Here is an 18692-nt window from a genome sequence, read left to right as displayed (position 1 = left end):
TTTTTCAGGAGGACTCGTGGGAGTCAGCCTCAACAAGGGCGGCAATGTCTCGCTGACCAAGGAGGCCCCGAATCTGACCGCGGTGGTGGTCGGTCTGGGCTGGGACGCACGCACGACCACCGGCAGCGACTTCGACCTCGACGCGAGCGCCCTGCTGACGAACACGGCGGGCAAGGTCGCCAACGACCAGAACTTCGTGTTCTTCAACAACCTCAAGAGCCCCGACGGCTCCGTGGAGCACACCGGTGACAACCTCACCGGTGAGGGCGAGGGCGACGACGAGGTGATCAAGGTCAACCTCGCCGGGGTGCCCGCCGATGTGGACAAGATCGTCTTCCCGGTCTCGATCTACGAGGCCGAGAGCCGTCAGCAGAGCTTCGGCCAGGTGCGGAACGCCTACATCCGCGTTGTCAACCAGGCCGACAACAACGAGCTGGCGCGCTACGACCTGAGCGAGGACGCCTCCACGGAGACCGCCATGGTCTTCGGGGAGCTGTACCGCCACGGCGCCGAGTGGAAGTTCCGTGCCATCGGCCAGGGCTACGCCTCGGGCCTGCGCGGCATTGCGCAGGACTTCGGCGTCAACGTCTGACCGACCCGTTCGGACAGACACCGGCAGCCACGGGCGCCGCAGACTTCCGTAACCGGGAGGTGTGCGGCGCTCGGTGGTGCGGACACACTGGACGCCTCACACACCGGGGAGAGGACCAGAACATGAGCGTGACGCTCGCCAAAGGGGGGAACGTCTCCCTCTCGAAGGCCGCACCCAACCTGACGCAGGTCCAGATCGGCCTGGGATGGAAGGCCCGTTCTACCACGGGCGCCGACTTCGACCTCGACGCGAGCGCGCTGCTGTGCTCGGGCGGGCGCGTACTCGGCGACGAGTACTTCATCTTCTACAACAACCTCAAGAGCCCCGAGGGCTCTGTGGAGCACACCGGAGACGAGCTGATCGGCGGCTCCGGCGGGGATGACGAGACGGTGCTGGTGGACCTCTCCCTGGTCCCCGCCCAGGTCGACAAGGTCGTCTTCCCGGTCTCGATCTACGACGCGGAAACGCGGCACCAGACCTTCGGACAGGTCACCGACGCCTATATCCGGGTGATCAACCAGGCCGACGGTGTCGAGCTGGCGCGCTACGACCTCACGGAGGACGCTTCCTCGGAAACCGCGATGATCTTCGGAGAGCTGTACCGCTACAACGGAGAGTGGAAGTTCCGTGCGGTCGGACAGGGGTACGCATCGGGGCTGAGAGGCATCGCCCTAGACTTCGGCGTCAATGTCGCCTAGGCGCCTCCAACGTCGTAGACGACACGATCAGACCCTTCGAACCATTTGTAGACCGGATACCGGATTGGGAAGCCCGTGCTCCTGAAAACCTTTGGCTGGTCCTTCGGCGTCACCGTCGTCGGGCTCGCCGCAGCGGCGTTCTTCTGGGGGTGGGAGGCGTTCGCGCTCGTGGCGATACTGTCCATCCTGGAGATCTCGTTGTCCTTCGACAACGCGGTCGTCAACGCCGGCGTACTGAAGAAGATGAACGCCTTCTGGCAGAAGATCTTCCTCACCATCGGCGTTCTGATCGCGGTATTCGGCATGCGCCTGGTCTTCCCGGTGGTCATTGTGGCCATCAGCGCGAAGGTCGGGCCGATCGAAGCCGTCGAGGTCGCCCTGGATGATCCGAACCGGTATCAGCAACTGGTCACCGACGCGCACCCCGCCATCGCGGCCTTCGGCGGGATGTTCCTGCTGATGATCTTCCTCGACTTCATCTTCGACGAGCGGGAACACAAGTGGGTGGGCTGGCTGGAGCGCCCGCTCTCCCGCCTCGGCAAGGTAAACGGCCTCTCGGTCTGCATCGCGCTGATCGTGCTGCTGGTCTCCGCGATGACTCTCGCCACCGCCGCCCACCAGCACGGCGGCATGCACGCGGACAAATCCGGCACGGTGATGCTCGCCGGTATCGCCGGACTGATCACGTATCTGCTCGTCGGCGGGCTTTCCGGCCACTTTGAGGACAAACTCGAAGAGGAGGAGGAACGCGAACAGGAAGCCGAGGAGTCGGCCAAGCGGGAGGGCAAACAGCTCTCGGCCGTGGGGCTCGCCGGCAAGGCCGCGTTCTTCATGTTCCTCTACCTCGAAGTCCTCGACGCCTCCTTCTCCTTCGACGGGGTCATCGGCGCCTTCGCCATCACCAACCACATCTTCTGGATGGCGCTCGGCCTGGGCATCGGCGCGATGTACGTCCGTTCGCTCACGGTCTACCTCGTGCGCCAGGGCACTCTGGACGACTACGTCTACCTGGAGCACGGCGCCCACTACGCCATCGGTGCCCTCGCGGTGATCCTGCTCGTCACCGTCAAGTACGAGATCAACGAGGTCATCACGGGCCTGGTGGGTGTGGTGCTCATCGCGGCCTCCTTCTGGTCCTCGGTGCGGCGCAACCGCCTCATCGAAGCCGAGGGAGGGTCCGGCGACGACAGCGGCGGCGAGTCCAAGGAATCAGAGGTCACCTCGCGCGTGTGACCCTCTCCTGAATGAGGAACGCTCCTTGCGGGGCGGCTTCGAGACGGTGCGAGCCCCGGCTTCGTCCCGTTCCGGAGCCGCCCCGCCGCTTGGATCGCGTAGATATCGCGTAGATGGAGCGTGCACGAAGCGCTGAGGTGCACCGAGCAGTGAGTGGGGGTACGGGATGGTCTCCCTGTGGGAGAACTGGCGGCGCGGCGTGGGGATGTCCCGCCGCGGACCCAAATTCGACACCGTCGGCGGCCCTTCGACGTACGCGGTGGAGCTGACCAAACGGAACGCCGAACTGTCGCTGACCAAACAGGGGGCCGACAGCGGGAGCATGCGGGTCAACCTCTCCTGGCGGATGCGCACCTCCGACCTGGACGGCAGACCACGCCGCAGCGGCTCACTGCGCCACCCGCTCCAGATGCTCAAGCCCGACGTGGTCCAGGCCCACACCCAGGGCGTCGTCAACGTGGACCTCGATCTGGCGTGCATGTACGAACTGGTGGACGGCAGCAAGGGCGTTGTCCAGCCGCTCGGGAACTTCATGGGCGACATGAACGCGCCGCCCTATGTGAAGCTCAGCGGCGATGACAGGTTCGGCTCGCCCTCCGGAGAGACGATCTACATCAATCTCGACCACAAGGACGAGATCCGACGGCTCCTCTTCTTCGTCTACATCTACGACGGCACCCCCGCCTTCGACCGCACCCACGCGATCCTCACCCTCTTCCCCAGCAACGGCCCCCGGGTCGAGGTCGGCATCGACGAGCGGGCCCCGCAGGCGCGCTCGTGCGCCGTGGTGCTGATGGAGAACGTCAAGGGCGAACTGAGGGTGCGCCGCGAGGTCCGCTACGTCTACGGCTTCCAGGCGGAATTGGACCGCCTCTACGGCTGGGGCCTCCAGTGGGGCCGCGGATACAAGTCCAACAAGGTCTGACCGGCCGGGCCCCTGACGACTTACGGCCCTCTGACGGCGTACGGCCGCCTCCGGGAGGCCCCGCGACAACGACGGGCCCCGGCCGCATCTGCGGCCGGGGCCCGTTCGCCGTTCGTCGCGTGCTGCCGCTGCTACCGGTGGAGGAACTGCGGCCCCTGGGGCGGCAGCGTGAACGCCGGGTCCGGCTGAGGGTAGCCATAGGCCGGCTGCGGATATCCGTAGGCCGGCTGGATGGCGGGCGGCTGCTGCGGCGGCTGGGGGTAGCCGTATCCGGACGGCTGCTGCGGGTACGGGCCAGAGGCGGGACCGGTGAACTGCGGTGCCCGCTGGTCCGGCGGCACGAACGGCGGCGGCCCCGGCAGGGTGGCTGCCGCGACCCCGGCCGGGTCCGGCTGGGGCTGCGGCGCCGGGTCGGGACCCGGGGTGGGCCCAGGTCCCGGCGCGGGCGCGGGGCCGGGCTCCGGGCCCGGGGGCGCCGGTTCGGGCCCGGGCCCGGGCGGCGTGCCCGGCGGGCCGGGAGGCGGTCCGGGCTCCGGCTGGGGCGTGGGACTCGGATGCGGGTCCGGCACCGGGGTGGGGTCGGGGAAACCGGGCTCCGGGGGCGGCTGCGGGACGGTGCCGGCGGGCGGCACCAGACGGAAGTCGTCCGCGCCCGTCGTGTCGGGGGCGGGGGCGTGCGCCACGGTCGCGTCCGCGTCCACTTCGGCACCCGTGCCTGCGCCCGTGCCCGCGCTCGGCCCCGTGTTCGGATTCGGGCTCGCGTCCGGGTCGGCGGCGGGGGCGGTCCCAGCGGCGGGGCCGGTGCGGTGCGGGGGCGTCTCCTGGCCGGGCTCGCCCTCGTCCACGGAGATCCCGTACTCGGTCGCCAGCCCGATCAGGCCGGTTTCGTAGCCCTGTCCCAGCGCGCGGAACTTCCAGCCGTCGCCCCGCCGGTACAACTCGCCGCAGACCATCGCGGTCTCCGAGCCCGTCTCCGGCTCGATGTCGAAGCCGGCCAGCAGCGTTCCGTTCCCGCCGCCGTCCGCTGCGCCATCCGGGTTACCGGCCCCGGCGCCCGAGCCCTGGGCGGCGTCCGTGCCCTGGGCGGCGTCCGTGCCACCGGATGCCGGTGCCGCTCCGTCGGCGCCGGTGGACGTGCCGGCATCGTGCAGCAGCAGGCGTAGTTCCCGTACGGCGGTGAACGTACCGCCATCGGCTGACGCGGCCAGCACGATGCGGTCCACCGACGGATCCAGTGCCGAGAGATCTGCCTCGATCGTGTCGCGCAGGCCGTCGGACCCGTGCTTCTTGGCGAGGTGGCGGACCAGCCCCGAGGGGTGGCGCGGCTGGTTGTAGAAGATGAAATCCTCGTCGGACCTGACCTGGCCGTCCGTGCCGAGCAGCAGCGCCGAGGCATCGACATCCGGCACACCAGCACCAGGCGTCCAGCAGAGGACGGCACGGACCGCCGTGGCCTCCAGCTGGATGTTCGATCCCTTCGTCATCGCGTGCGTCATGTACTCATCCTGCCCTTCACGCGCGGGACTCGACAACGCGGGAACACGCCGGAGCCCTGCCGCGGAACGCCGCCGGGCCCGGCCGGGACCGCGGCCGGGGTGCGGACCGGGAGGTGTACATACAGGGAGAGTGATGTGTGTCCCGCCCATTTGGGGAACTCTTGACCTGTGCTCGTACGTACGATGAGCGGCTGTGCGGGGGACGCACAGGAGCTACGTCGAGACGGGGACCTTCATGCGGCATTTCAGGCATCTGACGCCTGAGCACCGGAGCGCGCTCTTCCATCGGGAGCCCGCCGGGTTCACGGCCCGGTCGCCCGCGAGAACGCTCGCCGTCGCCCTCGGCGCCACCCTCTACAGCCCCGCGACCAGGCCGGGACTGGCCGAGGACGTGCTCAAGCAGTCAGGGTGCGGCGTGGCCTCGATGGTGCTGTGCCTGGAGGACTCGATATCCGATGCCGAGGTCCCCGAGGCCGAGGACAACCTCGTCCACCAGCTCATCCGCCTGGACGGACTGCTGGATGAGGCCGAGCGGGACGAGCGGCTGCCGCTGCTGTTCGTGCGGGTGCGCGCCGCACCGCAGATTCCCGCGCTCGTCCGCAGGCTGGGCCCCGCCGCACGGACGCTGTCCGGATTCGTACTGCCGAAGTTCACCGAGGAGAACGGAACGCCCTTCCTGGAGGCGCTCTCCGAGGCAGAGGCGTCGTGCGGGCGGCGGCTGTTCGCGATGCCGGTGCTGGAGTCGCCCGAACTGCTGCACGTCGAGACGCGCACCGAGACCCTCTCCGGCATCGTCAGGGCGGTCGAGAAGTACCGCGACCGGGTCCTCGCGCTGCGCCTGGGTGTCACCGACTTCTGCTCCGCCTACGGGCTGCGCCGCACACCGGAGATGACGGCGTACGACGTGCAGATCGTCGCCTCCGTCATCGGGGATGTGGTGAACGTCCTGGGCAGGGCGGATGGCACCGGATTCACCGTGACCGGACCTGTGTGGGAGTATTTCCGGCCACAGGAACGGATGTTCAAACCACAGCTGCGGCAGAGTCCCTTCCTGAGCGGGCGCGCCGAGAGCGTGCGCGCGGCGCTCATCGAGCACGACATGGACGGGCTGCTCCGGGAGATCGAGCTGGACCGGGCCAACGGACTGCTGGGCAAGACCTGCATCCACCCCTCCCACGTCGCCCCGGTGCACGCGCTCTCGGTCGTCAGCCACGAGGAGTTCTGCGACGCGACCGACGTGCTGCGTCCCGAGCGCGGCGGAGGCGGAGTGTTGCGCTCCGCGTATACGAACAAGATGAACGAGGTGAAGCCGCACCGCGCATGGGCCGAACGCACGCTGCTGCGCGGCGAGGTCTTCGGCGTGGCCCGCGAGGGTGTGAGCTTTGTGGAACTGCTGGCGGCGGGAGTCAAGTGAGCGCGGACGTAAGGGGAAACAGCGGCGGCCAACCGGATGTGGATGCAGACGTGGGTGCTGAAGGGGCGGATGTGGCCGGTGCTGTGGATGCTGTGAGTGCTGGAGGAGCTGACGTGGCCGGTGGCGCGGGGGCTGTGAGCGGCGAAGGGGCTGAGACGGCTGGTGGCGCGGGCGTGATGGGTGGGGGCCCGGTGTGGGCCGGGGAGTGGGTGGCCGAGCGGCTCGGGGTGGGGCTGGAGGGCGAGGGGCTGCGGGATCTGCTCGGCCTGGCGCTGCGCCGCAACCCGAAGCGGGCCCACCTTCTGGTCTCCCGGGTTCTGGGCAAGCACGTGCCGGAGCGCCCTCGCTGGATCCTCGGCGCGGGGGCCCGCCTGGGGGAACGGGTGCGCGAACTGCTGGGCGGTCCCGAGGCGGCCCGCTGCGTGGTGCTGGGCTTCGCCGAGACCGCCACCGGACTGGGACACAGCGTGGCCGACGGTATCGGCGACATCCCCGTCCTGCACTCCACCCGGCGCCGGGTGCCGGGCGTCGAGCCGGCGGGCGGTTTCGAGGAGGAACACAGCCACGCCACCTCGCATCTGCTGCTGCCCGAGGATCCCGGACTGCTGGGCGGGGAGGGCCCGTTGGTGCTGGTCGACGACGAGCTGTCCACCGGCAGGACCGTGCGCAACACCATCGCCGCGCTGCACGCGCACCGGCCCCGCGACCGCTACGTCGTCGCGGCACTGGTCGATACCCGCGCCCCGGCCGATGCGGCCTCCCTGGAGAAGTTCGCGGCCGACCTCGGTACCCGGATCCAGGTGGTCGCCCTCGCCACCGGCCGGGTACGGCTTCCGGAGGGTGTGCTGGAGCGGGGCCGGGAACTGGTCGCCTCGTACGGTGACGGCCCGGCCGCCGCCACTCAGCAGGGCACCACCGGGGCTGCCGGGGCTCCTGCTCCCGTACGCCGGGTGGACCTCGGCTGGCCCGAGGGGCTTCCCGACGGGGGACGGCACGGCTTCGGCCCCCGGGAGCGGCACCGGCTGGAGGAGGCGCTCCCCGGCATGGCCGCGCGCGTGCTGGCCGGGCTGGCGTCGGCGGGGCTGGACCTGTCGGGCCCCGGTGACACCCGCCCCGGCGCCCCCGCATCCGCGCGTGGCGCCTCCGCTCCCGCCGCATCCGCCCGTGGCACCGACCGTGGAGTCCCGTCGGCGCGCGCCGAGCCTTCGCCGCCCCGCGTGCTCGTCCTCGGCAACGAGGAGCTGATGTACGCGCCCCTGCGGCTCGCCGCCGAGCTGGAACGGCGCGTCCAGGGGGCCGCCGGGATCCGCTTCTCGACCACCACCCGCTCGCCCGTCCTCGCCGTCGATGCGCCCGGCTACGCGATACGCAGCGCCCTGTGCTTCCCCGCACACGACAGGCCCCGCTCTTCGGCGAACGCGGTCGCGGACACGATTGCGGATGCGGACACGAACGCGGTCGCGGACACCGACAAGGTTGCGGTCGCGGACGACGACCCCGGCGTGCGCTACGCCTACAACGTGGCGGGGCAGGGCTTCGATGCCGTGGTGGCCGTCGTGGACAGCGAGGGCGACACTCCCGAACTGCATGCTCCCGGCGGCCTGTTGGACCAGTTGACCGCATGTGCCCCGCATGTGCTGCTGACCGTGGTCCCCGCCTACGCGCCAGGCGCCCCCTCAGCCCGTCCCCTGGCCGAACCTCTGCGCGGGCCCGCCTTCTCCTCGTACGCGCCCGAGGACGTCGCCTGGCTGCTGCGGGACCTGTCCGGCGTCGAGCTGGAGGCGCCCACCGAGGAGCGCGAGGAGGCCATTCAAAGCGGCGGCGCCCACTACGCGGAGTCGCTGCCCGTGGAGTACCAGCCCTCCGTGGAATACCAACGCCTCTTCCACAGCGCGCTGGAGGGCTCGGCCGAGCGCATCGCGTGCGCCGTAGGGGCCGTGACGGAGACGGTGCTCGCCGAGCGCGGCCCCCGCCCCGTGCTGGTATCGCTCGCGCGTGCGGGCACGCCCGTCGGGATCCTGATGCGCCGCTGGGCCCAGCGCGCGCACGGGCTCGACCTGCCCCACTACGCCGTCTCGATCGTGCGCGGACGCGGCATCGACACCAACGCGCTGCGCTATCTCGCGGCCCATCACGACCCCGCCGACGTGGTGTTCGTCGATGGCTGGACCGGCAAGGGCGCCATCACGAGGGAGCTGGCCGAGGCACTCGCCGCGTACCCGGAATTCAACCCGGAGCTGGCCGTGCTGGCCGACCCGGGCTCCTGCGTGCGCACCTACGGCACGCGCGAGGACTTCCTCATCCCCTCCGCCTGCCTCAACTCCACCGTCTCCGGACTCATATCGCGCACCGTCCTGCGCCCCGGCCTGATCGGACCGGACGACTTCCACGGCGCCAAGTTCTACCGCGAGCTGGCCGGCAGCGACCTGTCCCTGCGCTTTTTGGAGGCCGTCACCGCCCGCTTCGACGCCGTACGGGAGCGTGCCGCACAGGATGCCGCGGCCCTCGCCGACGCGGACCGGACGCCCACCTGGGAGGGCTGGCGCGCGGTCGAACGCATCAGTGAGTCCTTCGGCATCGGGGACGCGAACCTGATCAAACCCGGCGTCGGGGAGACGACCCGGGTGCTGCTGCGGCGCGTTCCGTGGCGAGTGCTGGCCCGGCGCGGTGCGGGGGCCGATCTCGATCACGTACGGCTGCTGGCCGGGCAGCGCGGGGTGCCCGTCGAGGAGACCGACGACCTGCCCTACACCTGCGTCGGCCTCATCCACCCCCGCTACACGCGCGGCGCCACCGGCGCCGACGGGAAGGCGGCCCGGTGACCCGCCACGACGAGGAACGCGACGCGCGCCCGGGCCCGGACCCGAGCCCGCCCCCGTATGCGCTTCCGCTGATCGCCAGCGACCTGGACCGAACGCTCATCTATTCCGCCCCCGCGCTGGACTTGACGATGCCCGACGCCGAGGCGCCCCGGCTGCTGTGCGTCGAGATGTACGAGCACAAGCCGCTCTCCTTCATGACCGAGCGGGCCGCCGCGCTGCTGGCCGAACTCGCCCGCCGCACCCTCTTCGTGCCCGCCACCACCCGCACCCCCGAGCAGTACCGCCGAGTCAGCCTGCCGGGCCCTGCCCCCCGCTACGCGGTCTGCGCGAACGGCGGGCATCTGCTGGTCGAGGGCGAGAGCGACCCGGACTGGCGGGCCGTGGTCCGCGAACGGCTGACCGAGTGCGCGCCGCTCGCTGACGTACGCGCCCACATGCTGCGGCACGCGCGGGACACCTGGCTGCGCAAGGAGCGGGTCGCTGACGAACTGTTCGTCTACCTCGTCGTCGACCGCACGCTGCTGCCCGGCACCTGGGTCAAGGAGCTGGCCGACTGGGCGGGCCCGCGCGGCTGGAACGTCTCCCTCCAGGGCCGCAAGATCTACGCCGTCCCGCGTCCGCTCACCAAGAGCGCGGCCGTCGCCGAGGTGGCGCGCCGTACCGGGCATACCCGCACCTTCGCGGCCGGCGACTCCCTCCTGGACGCCGACCTGCTGCACTCCGCCGACCAGGGCTGGCGCCCTGGCCACGGCGAACTGGCCGACAGCGGCTGGGACCCCCGGCACGTGCGGGCGCTGGAGGAGCGGGGGGTCATGGCGGGGGAGACCCTCGTGAGCGCGATGCTCGCGGCGCTCCCGCAGCCTCAACACCCCCATCAGCACCATCAGTCCAACCAGCCCCCTCAGCCCGGCGAGCCCCGCCCCGGTCCGGCGTCCTCCCCGCCGTCCCCGCCGTCGTCCTCCTTCCCGTCCTCCCCGTCCTCGTCGCCCCCCTCCCTGTCCCCGCCTCCGTAGAGCGAGGCTCTGCGCCGCAGTTCGTGGGTGCGTGCGACGGAGGTGGCGTGCTTTTCGCGTTCGGCCTGGTCGGGGTGGCGGTGTTGCCAGTACGGGTTGTCGTGCGGCAGCGCGCTGCCCACGCGCCCGTACATGCCGAAAACCAGGAGCAGCAGCCCGACGACAAAGCTGAACAGCACGTTCTGGAGACCGAAGGCCAGCAGGTTGAACCGCGTGGCCAGCAGCGCCAGATTGACGAACCCGCTCAGGACGAACAGGCCGCCCAGCGTGATGTTGAGGCTGGAGGCGAAGTTGCCGCCGCGCACCATCCCGTAGAAGAGCAGCAGCCCCACCACGATGGACAGGACGCTCAGCGCGCCATTGGTGTTCAGCCCGGCAACCCGGTCGCCCCCCGTGTCGAAGAAGCCGATCCGGTCCACCAGCCCCAGGGCGCCGAAAACGGCCAGCCCCGCACCCATCAGCCCCGCGCCGACGCGGTAGATCCGGCTGAGCCTGTGATGGGCCGGCATGTGCTCGTTGAGGAGCTGTTGCTTCGGTGGTTTTCGCTGGTGAGAGTGGTGACTGGCGTGTGACCGGTGGCTCACGGCCATGCTCTGGCCTCCTCGCGAACGGTTCTGGAGGCGCCCCTGGTTCCCGCTCTCCAGCATCCGCCCGCGAGCCCGGTGCCTCAACCGGAACCCCCTCGGAAGCTCCCGGACTCCTTCGGGGCCCCTTCAGAACGCGTCGTTCGGGATCCCTTTCGGAACGCCTCCTTCGGAACCTCTTGGAACACTTCGTCACGACACGTCACACAGGGCCGCGGTCCGGGGCCGGGTAGCAGGCGTGTGTGTGGAGATGGTGACAGTCAGTGTCCGCCGGCCCGCTCGTGGCGGATCTGCTCCACCACCTGCTGCACCGACTCCTTCACGGCGTCCAGCTCGGTCAGCAGATGCCAGTAGTCCGGGTGACGCCCGGTGAGCGAGGCGACAGCACGGTCCACCCGCTCGACCGCGCTGTCCAGGGGCCGCGCGTGCCGGGGATCGGGTGTGCTGCGCCCGGCCATCGCCAGGCGCTGCGCGTCGCGGATCGCGAAGCGCGTGCGCTCGACCTCCGTGCTGTGGTCGAAGGAGACCTCGTTGAGCCGCTGAAGCCGCTCGCCCGCGGCCTTGACCGCCTCGTCCGTGGTGTTGAGCAGGGCTCTCACGGTCGAGAGCAGCGCCGTGGCATCCGCCCAGCGCTGCTCCTCGCGCGCCTTACGGGCCTCGCGCAGCTTCTCGTCGGCCTGCCGCGCCGAGCGCTCCGCCTGCTGCGGCACCTGCTGGAGGTCTTGCCAGCAGGCCGCGCTGAAGCGCCGCCGCAGCTCACTGAGCACCGGCTCGACCTGCCCCGCCCTGGTCTGGAGCGCTTGGGTACGGGTCCGCAGGGAGGAAAGGCGCTTGTCGATGTCGGCGGCCTTCTCCGGCAGCCGCTCGGCCTCGCCGCGAATCGACTCGGCCTCGCGGACGACCCTGTCGGCGCGCTGCACCGTCTCCTGGACACCGTGCGCGCCCGCGCCCTCGTTGAGCTTGGTCAGCTCGGGGGAGAGGCGGGCCAGCCGGGCGGCCAGCTCGTCGGCCTTGAGACCCTTGCCACGGACCGCGTCCAGCGCGTTGCTGGCCGCGAGGAGCCCCTGACGGGCCCGCTCCACGGCGGGTGCGAGCCGCGCGAGCTGGTTCTCCGCCTGCGTCAGCACCGGGCCCAGGCTCTCGGCGAACCGGTTCAGCTCGGCCTTGACGCGCTCCAGATCCTGCCGCGCCTTGTCCAGCTCGGCGCGGGCGCGGGCGGCGGCGCCCGCGTCCAGATCGTCGCGGTCCAGATCGTGGGAGTCGACGGCGATGATGTAGTCGTGGCTGACGCGGTCGATGCGCGTGCCGAAGTCCGCGAAGTCGGTGACCGCTTTCCGGGCGGTCGGGGAGTTGTCGACGGCGCTTATCGTCTCGATGGAGATGCGCAGGTCACGCTGGGCGGTGTCCAGGTCGTAGAAGGCGGCGGCTGCGGCGTCCTTCGCGGCTTGCGCGTCGGCCCGCAGGCTCTCCGCGCGGCCACTGCCCCAGCCCCAGCGGCGAGTACCGCCGCCGTTCATCGCCGCCACGAAACCCTCTCCCCGTATGCGCCCGCCGATACTCGACCGTTGGCCATTGTCCCACCTGAGCACAACGAACACACCGGCCGGTTCGTTCGCGACCGCCTGCCGGAAGCCCTTCGACTCGTCCGCGGGAGTCCACCAGCCATCCCGGGGGGAGCCCACCGGCTCACCCGCCCCCACGAGCCCTCACGCCGCCCTCTGAGGAGCCGCCACTGGCTTGCGCCGCCGGCAGCCGGGCAGGGTACGCTGTCCTCTCACCACTTCAGGGCGCATAGCTCAGCGGTAGAGCGCTTGCCTTACAAGCAAGATGTCACTGGTTCGATCCCAGTTGTGCCCACCTCGCATCTGACTCCTGACAGCGGTACCGAGGGCCCCCGATGACCATCGGGGGCCCTCGGCCGTGTTCCGGGTGGCGGTCGGGGGCGCGTGCCTTCCGGGGTGGGCGGTCGTTACCGGGGCTGAAGGCCCGGCCATCGGAATGCCGGGCACTCGGTACCACGAAGGAGAACCTCATGCGCCGATTCCTCGCCACCGCCGCCGTCGTCGCGGCCCTGGTCGTCGCCCTCGGGCCCGCCGTCACGGCACAGGCCGCCGGTCCCGGGCCCAAGGGCGGCTCGGGGAAGGGCGGAGCCGCCAAGGGCCTGCTGCAGGCGCTGAAGGGCGTGCCGCCGATCCTCGGCAAGAACGGCGTCGACAACCGCTGACGTACGGCACCGCGCGCCGCATACGGTGCGGACACCTCGGCCGGGACGGGCCTCGCAGCCGTCCCGGCCTTGTCGTGCGATCGGCCGCACCCGCTCACCGGAAGGCGTGAACGGGCCCTCGCCGAAGGGAGGTTGAGGATGGCGGCGGACAGGCATGAGCGGCATGACCGGATCGCGAACGCACATCCGAACGCCTCGCCCGACGCGCACCGCACGCATCGCACGCGGCGTGGGACTGCCCCTCCTGGCCCTGACGGCACTGGCCGCCGCCCCGCAGGGAGTCGTCCCGCAGGGGGCCGCCGCGCCCCGGACCCCAGGGGCCGCCGCGGCCCGTCGTATCCCGGCCGTCCAGCCGTATCTGTCCATGGGGTGGGGCGATCCGCCCGAGCCCGGCGCGCTGTTGCGCGCGACCGGCGCGGACGGCTTCAGCTTCGCGTTCGTGCTGAGCGCGGGCGGGTGTGAGCCCCGTTGGGACGGCAGCCGTCCGCTGAAGGGCGGTCCGGACGAGCGGGCCGTGCGCGCGGTCCGGACGGCGGGCGGCACGGCCGTGGTCTCCTTCGGCGGCGGTACCGGCCGCAAACTGGAGCAGGACTGTCCCACCGAAGAGGCACTCGCCGGGGCCTACCAGAAGGTGATCACCGCCTACGGGCTGCGCGCGATCGACATCGACATCGAACTGGGCGCCTACCACAGCGCCGAGGCCCGCCGGAAGACCGTGGGCGCGCTGAAGCGGGTCAGGGCCGCGAACCCCGGGCTGACGGTCCATGTCACGCTGCCCAGCACGCGGAGCGGACCGGACGCCGCACTGATCGGGCACGCCGCGCGGGCCGGTCTCGCACCGGACGCCTGGACGGTGATGCCGTTCGCCTTCGGGAAGGGCACCGGTCCCCGCGCCGAGGACATGGGCCGCACTACCGTGCGCGCAGCCGAGGGCCTCAAGTCGAGCCTTCGGAAGGCGTACGGCTACAGCGCGGCCGAGGCGTACGCGCACAGCGGGATCTCCACCATGAACGGGGTCACCGGGCACGGCGAGGTCATCACCCCGGCTCACTTCCGCACCATCGCGCGCTACGCCCGCGGCCACCGGCTGGCCCGTCTCGCCTTCTGGTCGGTCAACCGCGACCGCCCCTGCGGACAGCTCCCGTACCCGGCGGCGGACCGGTGCTCCGGGGTCGCGCAGAAGCCCTGGGAGTTCAGCCGCGCGCTGACAGCGGGGCGCTGACGGCACGGCGTCGGCGGATGTGCGCTGACGGCGACGGATTCAGGGCGTGGGCCGCAGGTTCGAGTCGACGCCCTGGCTATGCCGTGGGTGTCTCCGTCGGCGCCGCCGACGTGGGCGTGGGCGAGGCGGGCGCGGGCAGCAGCCCACCCTCGCCGGCCGGCGCCCGCATGGACGGCAGCAGGGGAAAGCCGAGGCCGGCAGGCGTGGAGGCCGGGCCCGCCAGCGCCTGGAGGGGGGAAAGAGGCGGGAGGCCCGGCGGCGCCAGAGCGGGCGCTGCCAGAGCCGGGACCGCGAAAGCCGGGGTGGTCGGAGCCGGGGCCGGGGCGTCCGGGGGAAGCGGGTCCCCGGCGGCGGTGGACTGCTCGTCCACCGGCTCCCGCTCGGGGTCGCGCCGTATCAGGAAGGCCGCGAGGCCCCCGGCCGCGAACAGTGCGAAGACCGAGACGACGGTGCCCAGCCAGCTCGCACCGAGCCACTGGCCGCCGAGGCAGCCGAGCCCCACGCTGTACGCGGCCCAGGCCAGGCCCGCCAGGGCCGACCAGGGCACGAAGTCGCGGGCGCTGCGGTGTGCGGCGCCCGCCGTCAGGCTGACGACGGAGCGGCCGGCAGGGGCGAACCGCGCGAGGACGACGAGCGCGCCACCGCCACGGGTGAGGGCCTGCCCCAGCTTTTCCTGCGCCCTGACCAGCCGCCGGGACCGGGCGATGGCACGGTCGAAGCGGGCGCCGCCGCGCCAGGCCAGGCGCCAGGCGACCAGGTCGCCCAGGACGGAGGCGACGGCCGCGCACAGCACCAGCAGGGCGATCTCCGCGTAATGCTCGCCGCCGGTCGCGTGGCGGGCGGCGGCGCTGGGCAGGTCGGCCGCGTCGGCGGCGGTGGTTCCGGCGGCGGCGGTGGCCGCCGCGATCACGAGCACGCCGCTCGGCAGGAGGGGGACGAAGACATCGAGCAGCACGGATGCCGCGATGACGGCGTAGATCCACGGGGATCCGGTCACCGTCCCCAGGATTTCCGGCACTGCGATCCCCGTTTCTCCCCTGCCCGACTCTCAGTTGCACTGATGGTTACCGCCGTACAGCGTACGCCGGGTCCCCCGCTCAGGGGCGCCGGGGCCACGTGGTGACGCTCTCACCGGCCTTCGGGTTACGGATGCACCGGATCGGACCACAGGCGCATCTTGAATCACTGGAGGCCAGCACGATGAGGGCAGCACCGCGCAGGGGGGCCACGGCGGGAATTGTCGCTGTGACAATGGCGACAACGCTACTCGCCGGCAGCGGCGCGAGCACGGCGAGTGACACACATGGAGCGGACGAGCGATTCGACTCCACGCTGGTCCGCTACGACCGGTTCGCACCCCCCACCGCCTTCCTCCGCCGCGACGCGGTCACCTACAACACCCGCAAGGTACCCGCGGGCGCTGACATCCGCGTCGCCCGGCGGACGACCCGGGAGGCGACCACCGTGCGCATCGCCGTAAGGGGTCTGCTCGCGCACCGTAGGTACGGCACACATGTGCACACCAAGCCCTGCGGGCCCCGCCCCGACGACTCGGGACCGCACTACCAGCACATCAAGGACCCGGTGCAGCCCTCGACCGACCCGCGCTACGCCAACCCGCGCAACGAGGTGTGGCTCGACTTCACCACCGACGGCAAGGGCGCGGGTGCGGCGGTCGCCCGCCACGCGTGGCACTTCCGCCCGGGCGAGGCCAGGTCGATCGTGCTGCACGAGACCGCCACCCACACCGAGCCGGGCCACGCGGGCCAGGCCGGGGCCCGGCTCGCCTGCGTCACGGTGCCGTTGAGCGCTGGGGTCCGGGGGCGCTGAGCCGGCTGCTGAGCACCCGCTCCAGGCCGGCGCGGGGCGTCCCGTCGGGCGCCGAGGTCGCGGGGCGCGCCTGGTCGAGGGTGTAGTCGGCGGCACGGCCGTGCAGGGTCAGCGTCATGATCTGGTTGCCGAACCACGGGCCTGCGGTGCGACGCCAGGTGAGCTGCGGCTCCTCCGCACGGCCGTGCCGGGCCAGCGCCCGCCCCAGCCACCGGCCGGGGCGGCTCCAGCCGAAGCGGAAGCCCGAGCGCATGATCGCCGGAATGCTGTTGTGCATCGGCGAGCAGGTGAGCTGGACGACGCGGGAGACGGGGCCGCCCCCGGCGACTTTGAGATCGTCGAACTCGGGCTCGGTCACATACGCGTGGTGCACGTCTCCCGACAGGACGCTGACCGAGGCCGGCGCCTCCTGGTCGGTGGCCACCTGTTCGATCAGCTCGGTGAGCGCCTGGAAGGAGCGGGGGAAGGCCGCCCAGTGCTCCAGGTCGGCGCGTTGGCGCAGCTTCTCGCTGAACCGTATCCAGCGCGCGCCGCGGGCGCCGGCGCACAGCGCGCTGTTCCACGCCTCCACCCCGTGCACGGCCGGTGGCAGCAGCCAGGGCAGCGAGGAGCCGATGACCAGGTGGTCCACGGCGCCGGGGCCGTCGTCGAGCGCCTGCTCGTGCAGCCAGTCCATTTCCTCGTCGTCGACCATCCGGCGCTTGTCCTCGGCCAGCACCCGCCCGGCGCGGGTGTCCACCATCAGCAGCCGGACCCGGCCGAAGTCCCTGCGATAGCTCCAGCGGGCCGCCGTGGGGTCGCGGTCGGCGCGCTCGGCGAACTCCCGCAGCGGCCCGGCGCCGTCCCCGCCGCCTTGCCCCGCGGCGCGCACCGTGGCGTACAGCGGGTCCTCGGCCAGTTCGGCGGGGGAGAGGTTGCCCAGGTGCTGGTGGACCCAGTACGAGGTCAGACCGCCCACGACCCGCTCGCGCCACCAGGTGGTGCCGCGCACCTCGCGCTGCCACGTCTCGCTGGTGTTCCAGTCGTCGATCACATCGTGATCGTCGAAGATCATGCAGCTGGGGACGGTGGACAGCAGCCAGCGCACCTCCGGGTCCAGCCACGACTCGTAGTACAGCTCGGTGTACTCCTCGAAGTCCGCCACCTGGTCCCACGGGGGTTTCGACAGGTCGCGGCGGCGGCCGAGTCTCTCCCGGACCCGCTCGGAGGTGGCGTCCGCGTAGACCTGGTCGCCCAGCAGCAGCAGGATGTCCGGCCGCTCGCCGCCCGCGAGGGCCTGCTGGGCGAGCGCGTCCAGCGCGTCGGGGCCCACCGGATCGTGGCGCGCGTCGGCGGGACGGGCGGCCCAGCGGCAGGAGCCGAAGGCCATCCGGAAGGGCTGCGTCCGGCTCGGCGGGTCCTCGGGCGGCGGCAGCGTACGGATCACACTGCGCGGGTGCGGCGAGCCGGGCAGCGGCCACACCTGCTCGCCGTCGAGGGTCACGCTGTAGGGGGTCTCGGTGCCGGGCTCCAGGCCGACCACCGTGATCAGCGCGTAGTGGTGCCCCGCGACCTGCCAGGTGCGGGCCGAGCCGCCCGCTGTGGTGCCCTCGCAGTGGACCTCGGCCTCACAGGGGGCTGCCGCCTCCACCCAGACGGTGGCGGTGTCCTGGTCCACATAGCGCAGGAGCGGGCCCAGTCGGAGGCCGGTCATGCGGTTCTCCCTCGTCCTTGTCGCGCCGTACGGTGCGGATCCTGCACCCGCACCGTACGGAACGAGGGAGCGTCTCTACCAGTTTCCGGACGGTCCGCTCTCGGTCAGCAGGTGCCCAGTGTCTTCTTCAGTGCCTCCTTCTCCGGGGCGTCGGCCGTCAGCTTGTACTCGTGCTTGACCCAGATCCACATGCGCACGTACTCGCAGTGGAAGCTCTTCTTGGGGGGCAGCCACTTGGCGGGGTCCTTGTCGCCCTTGGCCTGGTTCACGTTGTCGGTCACCGCCAGGAGCTGGGCGATGTCCAGGTCGTTGGCCAGCTTCTGGCGCTTGTCCTGGGTCCAGCCGGAGGCACCGGAGCGCCACGCCTCGGCGAGCGGGACCATGTGGTCGATGTCCACGTCGGAGGGCTTGGTCCAGGACTCGTCGTCGTAGGGGCTCTTCCAGGTGCCCTTGGTCGGGTAGCAGTCGCTGCCGGTCACGACACCCTCGCCGTCCCGTTTGAGCACGGCCTCGCGGGTGTTGCACCCGTTGCCCTGGTCGATCCAGTGGGGGAATTTCGTACGCGAGTAGCCGTCGAGCGAGCCCTCGGCCTTCTCGGTGATGTCACCGAGCATCGTGGTGGCTTCCTGTGCGCTGGGCGGCGCCGGGGGCGCGGCCTGCGCGGTGCCGCTGCCCAGGGTGAAGGCGATCAGCAGACCCGACAGAGCGGTGGCGGACGCGGCGAGCGGTGCCGGCCGACGGCATCGACGCGCGTAGAGGCGGCGGGGGGCTATCCGTTGCCCATGCGGCATGCGAACTCCCAAAGGGTGGGGGGACGTTGAGCGCTGACAGCGTGACCGTCGTGAGCACGTCACTTCAAGAGCCTGCCCATGATCCGGGGCCGGTCCACACGCGATACACCCACTCGGCCCTCGGGAGACGGGAGTTGGGCACCCGTTGCCCGCGA

General features: G+C 71.5%; 16 protein-coding genes and 1 tRNA gene. 11 read left to right on the top strand and 6 right to left on the bottom strand.

Annotated elements, in window-relative coordinates:
• Positions 1 to 16 precede the first annotated feature (16 nt).
• From ABD339_RS03000 to ABD339_RS02985, 4 genes are all read left to right on the top strand, one after another.
• Entirely contained in the window at positions 17 to 592 is a 576-nt protein-coding gene (locus ABD339_RS03000) for a TerD family protein (RefSeq protein WP_344561830.1), read from the top strand.
• Between the two features lie 122 nt (positions 593 to 714).
• Complete coding sequence (locus ABD339_RS02995; RefSeq protein ID WP_344561828.1) at positions 715 to 1290, top strand: TerD family protein; 576 nt, start codon at positions 715 to 717, stop codon at positions 1288 to 1290.
• 75 nt (positions 1291 to 1365) lie between these two features.
• The gene (locus ABD339_RS02990) at positions 1366 to 2523 is read left to right on the top strand and encodes a DUF475 domain-containing protein (protein ID WP_344561826.1); all 1158 of its coding nucleotides are present in this window, start codon (positions 1366 to 1368) and stop codon (positions 2521 to 2523) included.
• 166 nt (positions 2524 to 2689) lie between these two features.
• A complete protein-coding gene (locus ABD339_RS02985; RefSeq protein WP_344561824.1) occupies positions 2690 to 3448 on the top strand; it encodes a TerD family protein in 759 nt (252 codons plus the stop codon).
• Positions 3449 to 3579: 131 nt separating this feature from the next.
• Here the strand turns inward: ABD339_RS02985 and ABD339_RS02980 are convergent, their stop codons facing one another.
• The gene (locus ABD339_RS02980) at positions 3580 to 4944 is read right to left on the bottom strand and encodes a TerD family protein (RefSeq protein WP_344561822.1); all 1365 of its coding nucleotides are present in this window, start codon (positions 4942 to 4944) and stop codon (positions 3580 to 3582) included.
• Positions 4945 to 5179: 235 nt separating this feature from the next.
• Here ABD339_RS02980 and ABD339_RS02975 point away from each other — a divergent pair, with 235 nt between their 5' ends.
• The 3 genes from ABD339_RS02975 (at position 5180) to ABD339_RS02965 (ending at position 10193) form a co-directional block, all read left to right on the top strand.
• Positions 5180 to 6358 carry an HpcH/HpaI aldolase/citrate lyase family protein gene (locus tag ABD339_RS02975; protein WP_344561820.1) on the top strand — a complete coding sequence of 393 codons (1179 nt, stop codon included), beginning with the start codon at positions 5180 to 5182 and terminating at the stop codon, positions 6356 to 6358.
• A gap of 176 nt (positions 6359 to 6534) precedes the next feature.
• Complete coding sequence (locus ABD339_RS02970; RefSeq protein ID WP_344562323.1) at positions 6535 to 9180, top strand: phosphoribosyltransferase; 2646 nt, start codon at positions 6535 to 6537, stop codon at positions 9178 to 9180.
• A 128-nt stretch (positions 9181 to 9308) separates the two neighbouring features.
• Entirely contained in the window at positions 9309 to 10193 is an 885-nt protein-coding gene (locus tag ABD339_RS02965; protein WP_344562321.1) for an HAD family hydrolase, read from the top strand.
• On the opposite strand, the gene ABD339_RS02960 is transcribed toward ABD339_RS02965, so the two are convergent.
• Together ABD339_RS02960 and ABD339_RS02955 are read right to left on the bottom strand one after the other, a co-directional pair.
• Positions 10082 to 10783: a DUF4383 domain-containing protein gene (locus ABD339_RS02960; RefSeq protein WP_425575868.1), complete on the bottom strand. Its 702-nt coding sequence runs from the start codon at positions 10781 to 10783 to the stop codon at positions 10082 to 10084. The two genes, ABD339_RS02965 and ABD339_RS02960, sit on opposite strands and share 112 nt — an antisense overlap.
• A gap of 254 nt (positions 10784 to 11037) precedes the next feature.
• Positions 11038 to 12303, bottom strand: coding sequence for a coiled-coil domain-containing protein (locus ABD339_RS02955; protein ID WP_425575867.1), 1266 nt, complete (start codon positions 12301 to 12303; stop codon positions 11038 to 11040).
• Between the two features lie 259 nt (positions 12304 to 12562).
• Between ABD339_RS02955 and ABD339_RS02950 the strand changes: the two genes are divergently transcribed.
• The 3 genes from ABD339_RS02950 (at position 12563) to ABD339_RS02940 (ending at position 14223) form a co-directional block, all read left to right on the top strand.
• Positions 12563 to 12634: transfer RNA gene (locus ABD339_RS02950), tRNA-Val, on the top strand.
• Between the two features lie 175 nt (positions 12635 to 12809).
• Positions 12810 to 13001, top strand: coding sequence for a hypothetical protein (locus tag ABD339_RS02945; RefSeq protein WP_344561818.1), 192 nt, complete (start codon positions 12810 to 12812; stop codon positions 12999 to 13001).
• A gap of 229 nt (positions 13002 to 13230) precedes the next feature.
• Complete coding sequence (locus ABD339_RS02940; protein ID WP_344561816.1) at positions 13231 to 14223, top strand: chitinase; 993 nt, start codon at positions 13231 to 13233, stop codon at positions 14221 to 14223.
• 76 nt (positions 14224 to 14299) lie between these two features.
• Here ABD339_RS02940 and ABD339_RS02935 read toward each other — a convergent pair whose 3' ends face one another.
• A complete protein-coding gene (locus tag ABD339_RS02935; RefSeq protein WP_425575866.1) occupies positions 14300 to 15241 on the bottom strand; it encodes a DedA family protein in 942 nt (313 codons plus the stop codon).
• A 233-nt stretch (positions 15242 to 15474) separates the two neighbouring features.
• On the opposite strand from ABD339_RS02935, the gene ABD339_RS02930 reads away from it, so the two are divergent.
• Positions 15475 to 16053: a superoxide dismutase family protein gene (locus ABD339_RS02930; protein WP_344561815.1), complete on the top strand. Its 579-nt coding sequence runs from the start codon at positions 15475 to 15477 to the stop codon at positions 16051 to 16053.
• On the opposite strand, the gene ABD339_RS02925 is transcribed toward ABD339_RS02930, so the two are convergent.
• A complete protein-coding gene (locus ABD339_RS02925) occupies positions 16016 to 17746 on the bottom strand; it encodes an alkaline phosphatase D family protein (protein ID WP_344561813.1) in 1731 nt (576 codons plus the stop codon). The genes ABD339_RS02930 and ABD339_RS02925 overlap by 38 nt on opposite strands.
• Positions 17747 to 17850: 104 nt before the next feature.
• Positions 17851 to 18537, bottom strand: a complete 687-nt coding sequence (locus ABD339_RS02920; RefSeq protein WP_344561811.1) for an HNH endonuclease family protein — start codon at positions 18535 to 18537, stop codon at positions 17851 to 17853.
• Between the last annotated feature and the right edge of the window lie 155 nt (positions 18538 to 18692).

The organism is Streptomyces axinellae (assembly GCF_039532135.1).
GTDB classification, from domain to species: domain Bacteria; phylum Actinomycetota; class Actinomycetes; order Streptomycetales; family Streptomycetaceae; genus Streptomyces; species Streptomyces axinellae.
This window is presented reverse-complemented; position numbering and strand designations above follow the sequence as displayed.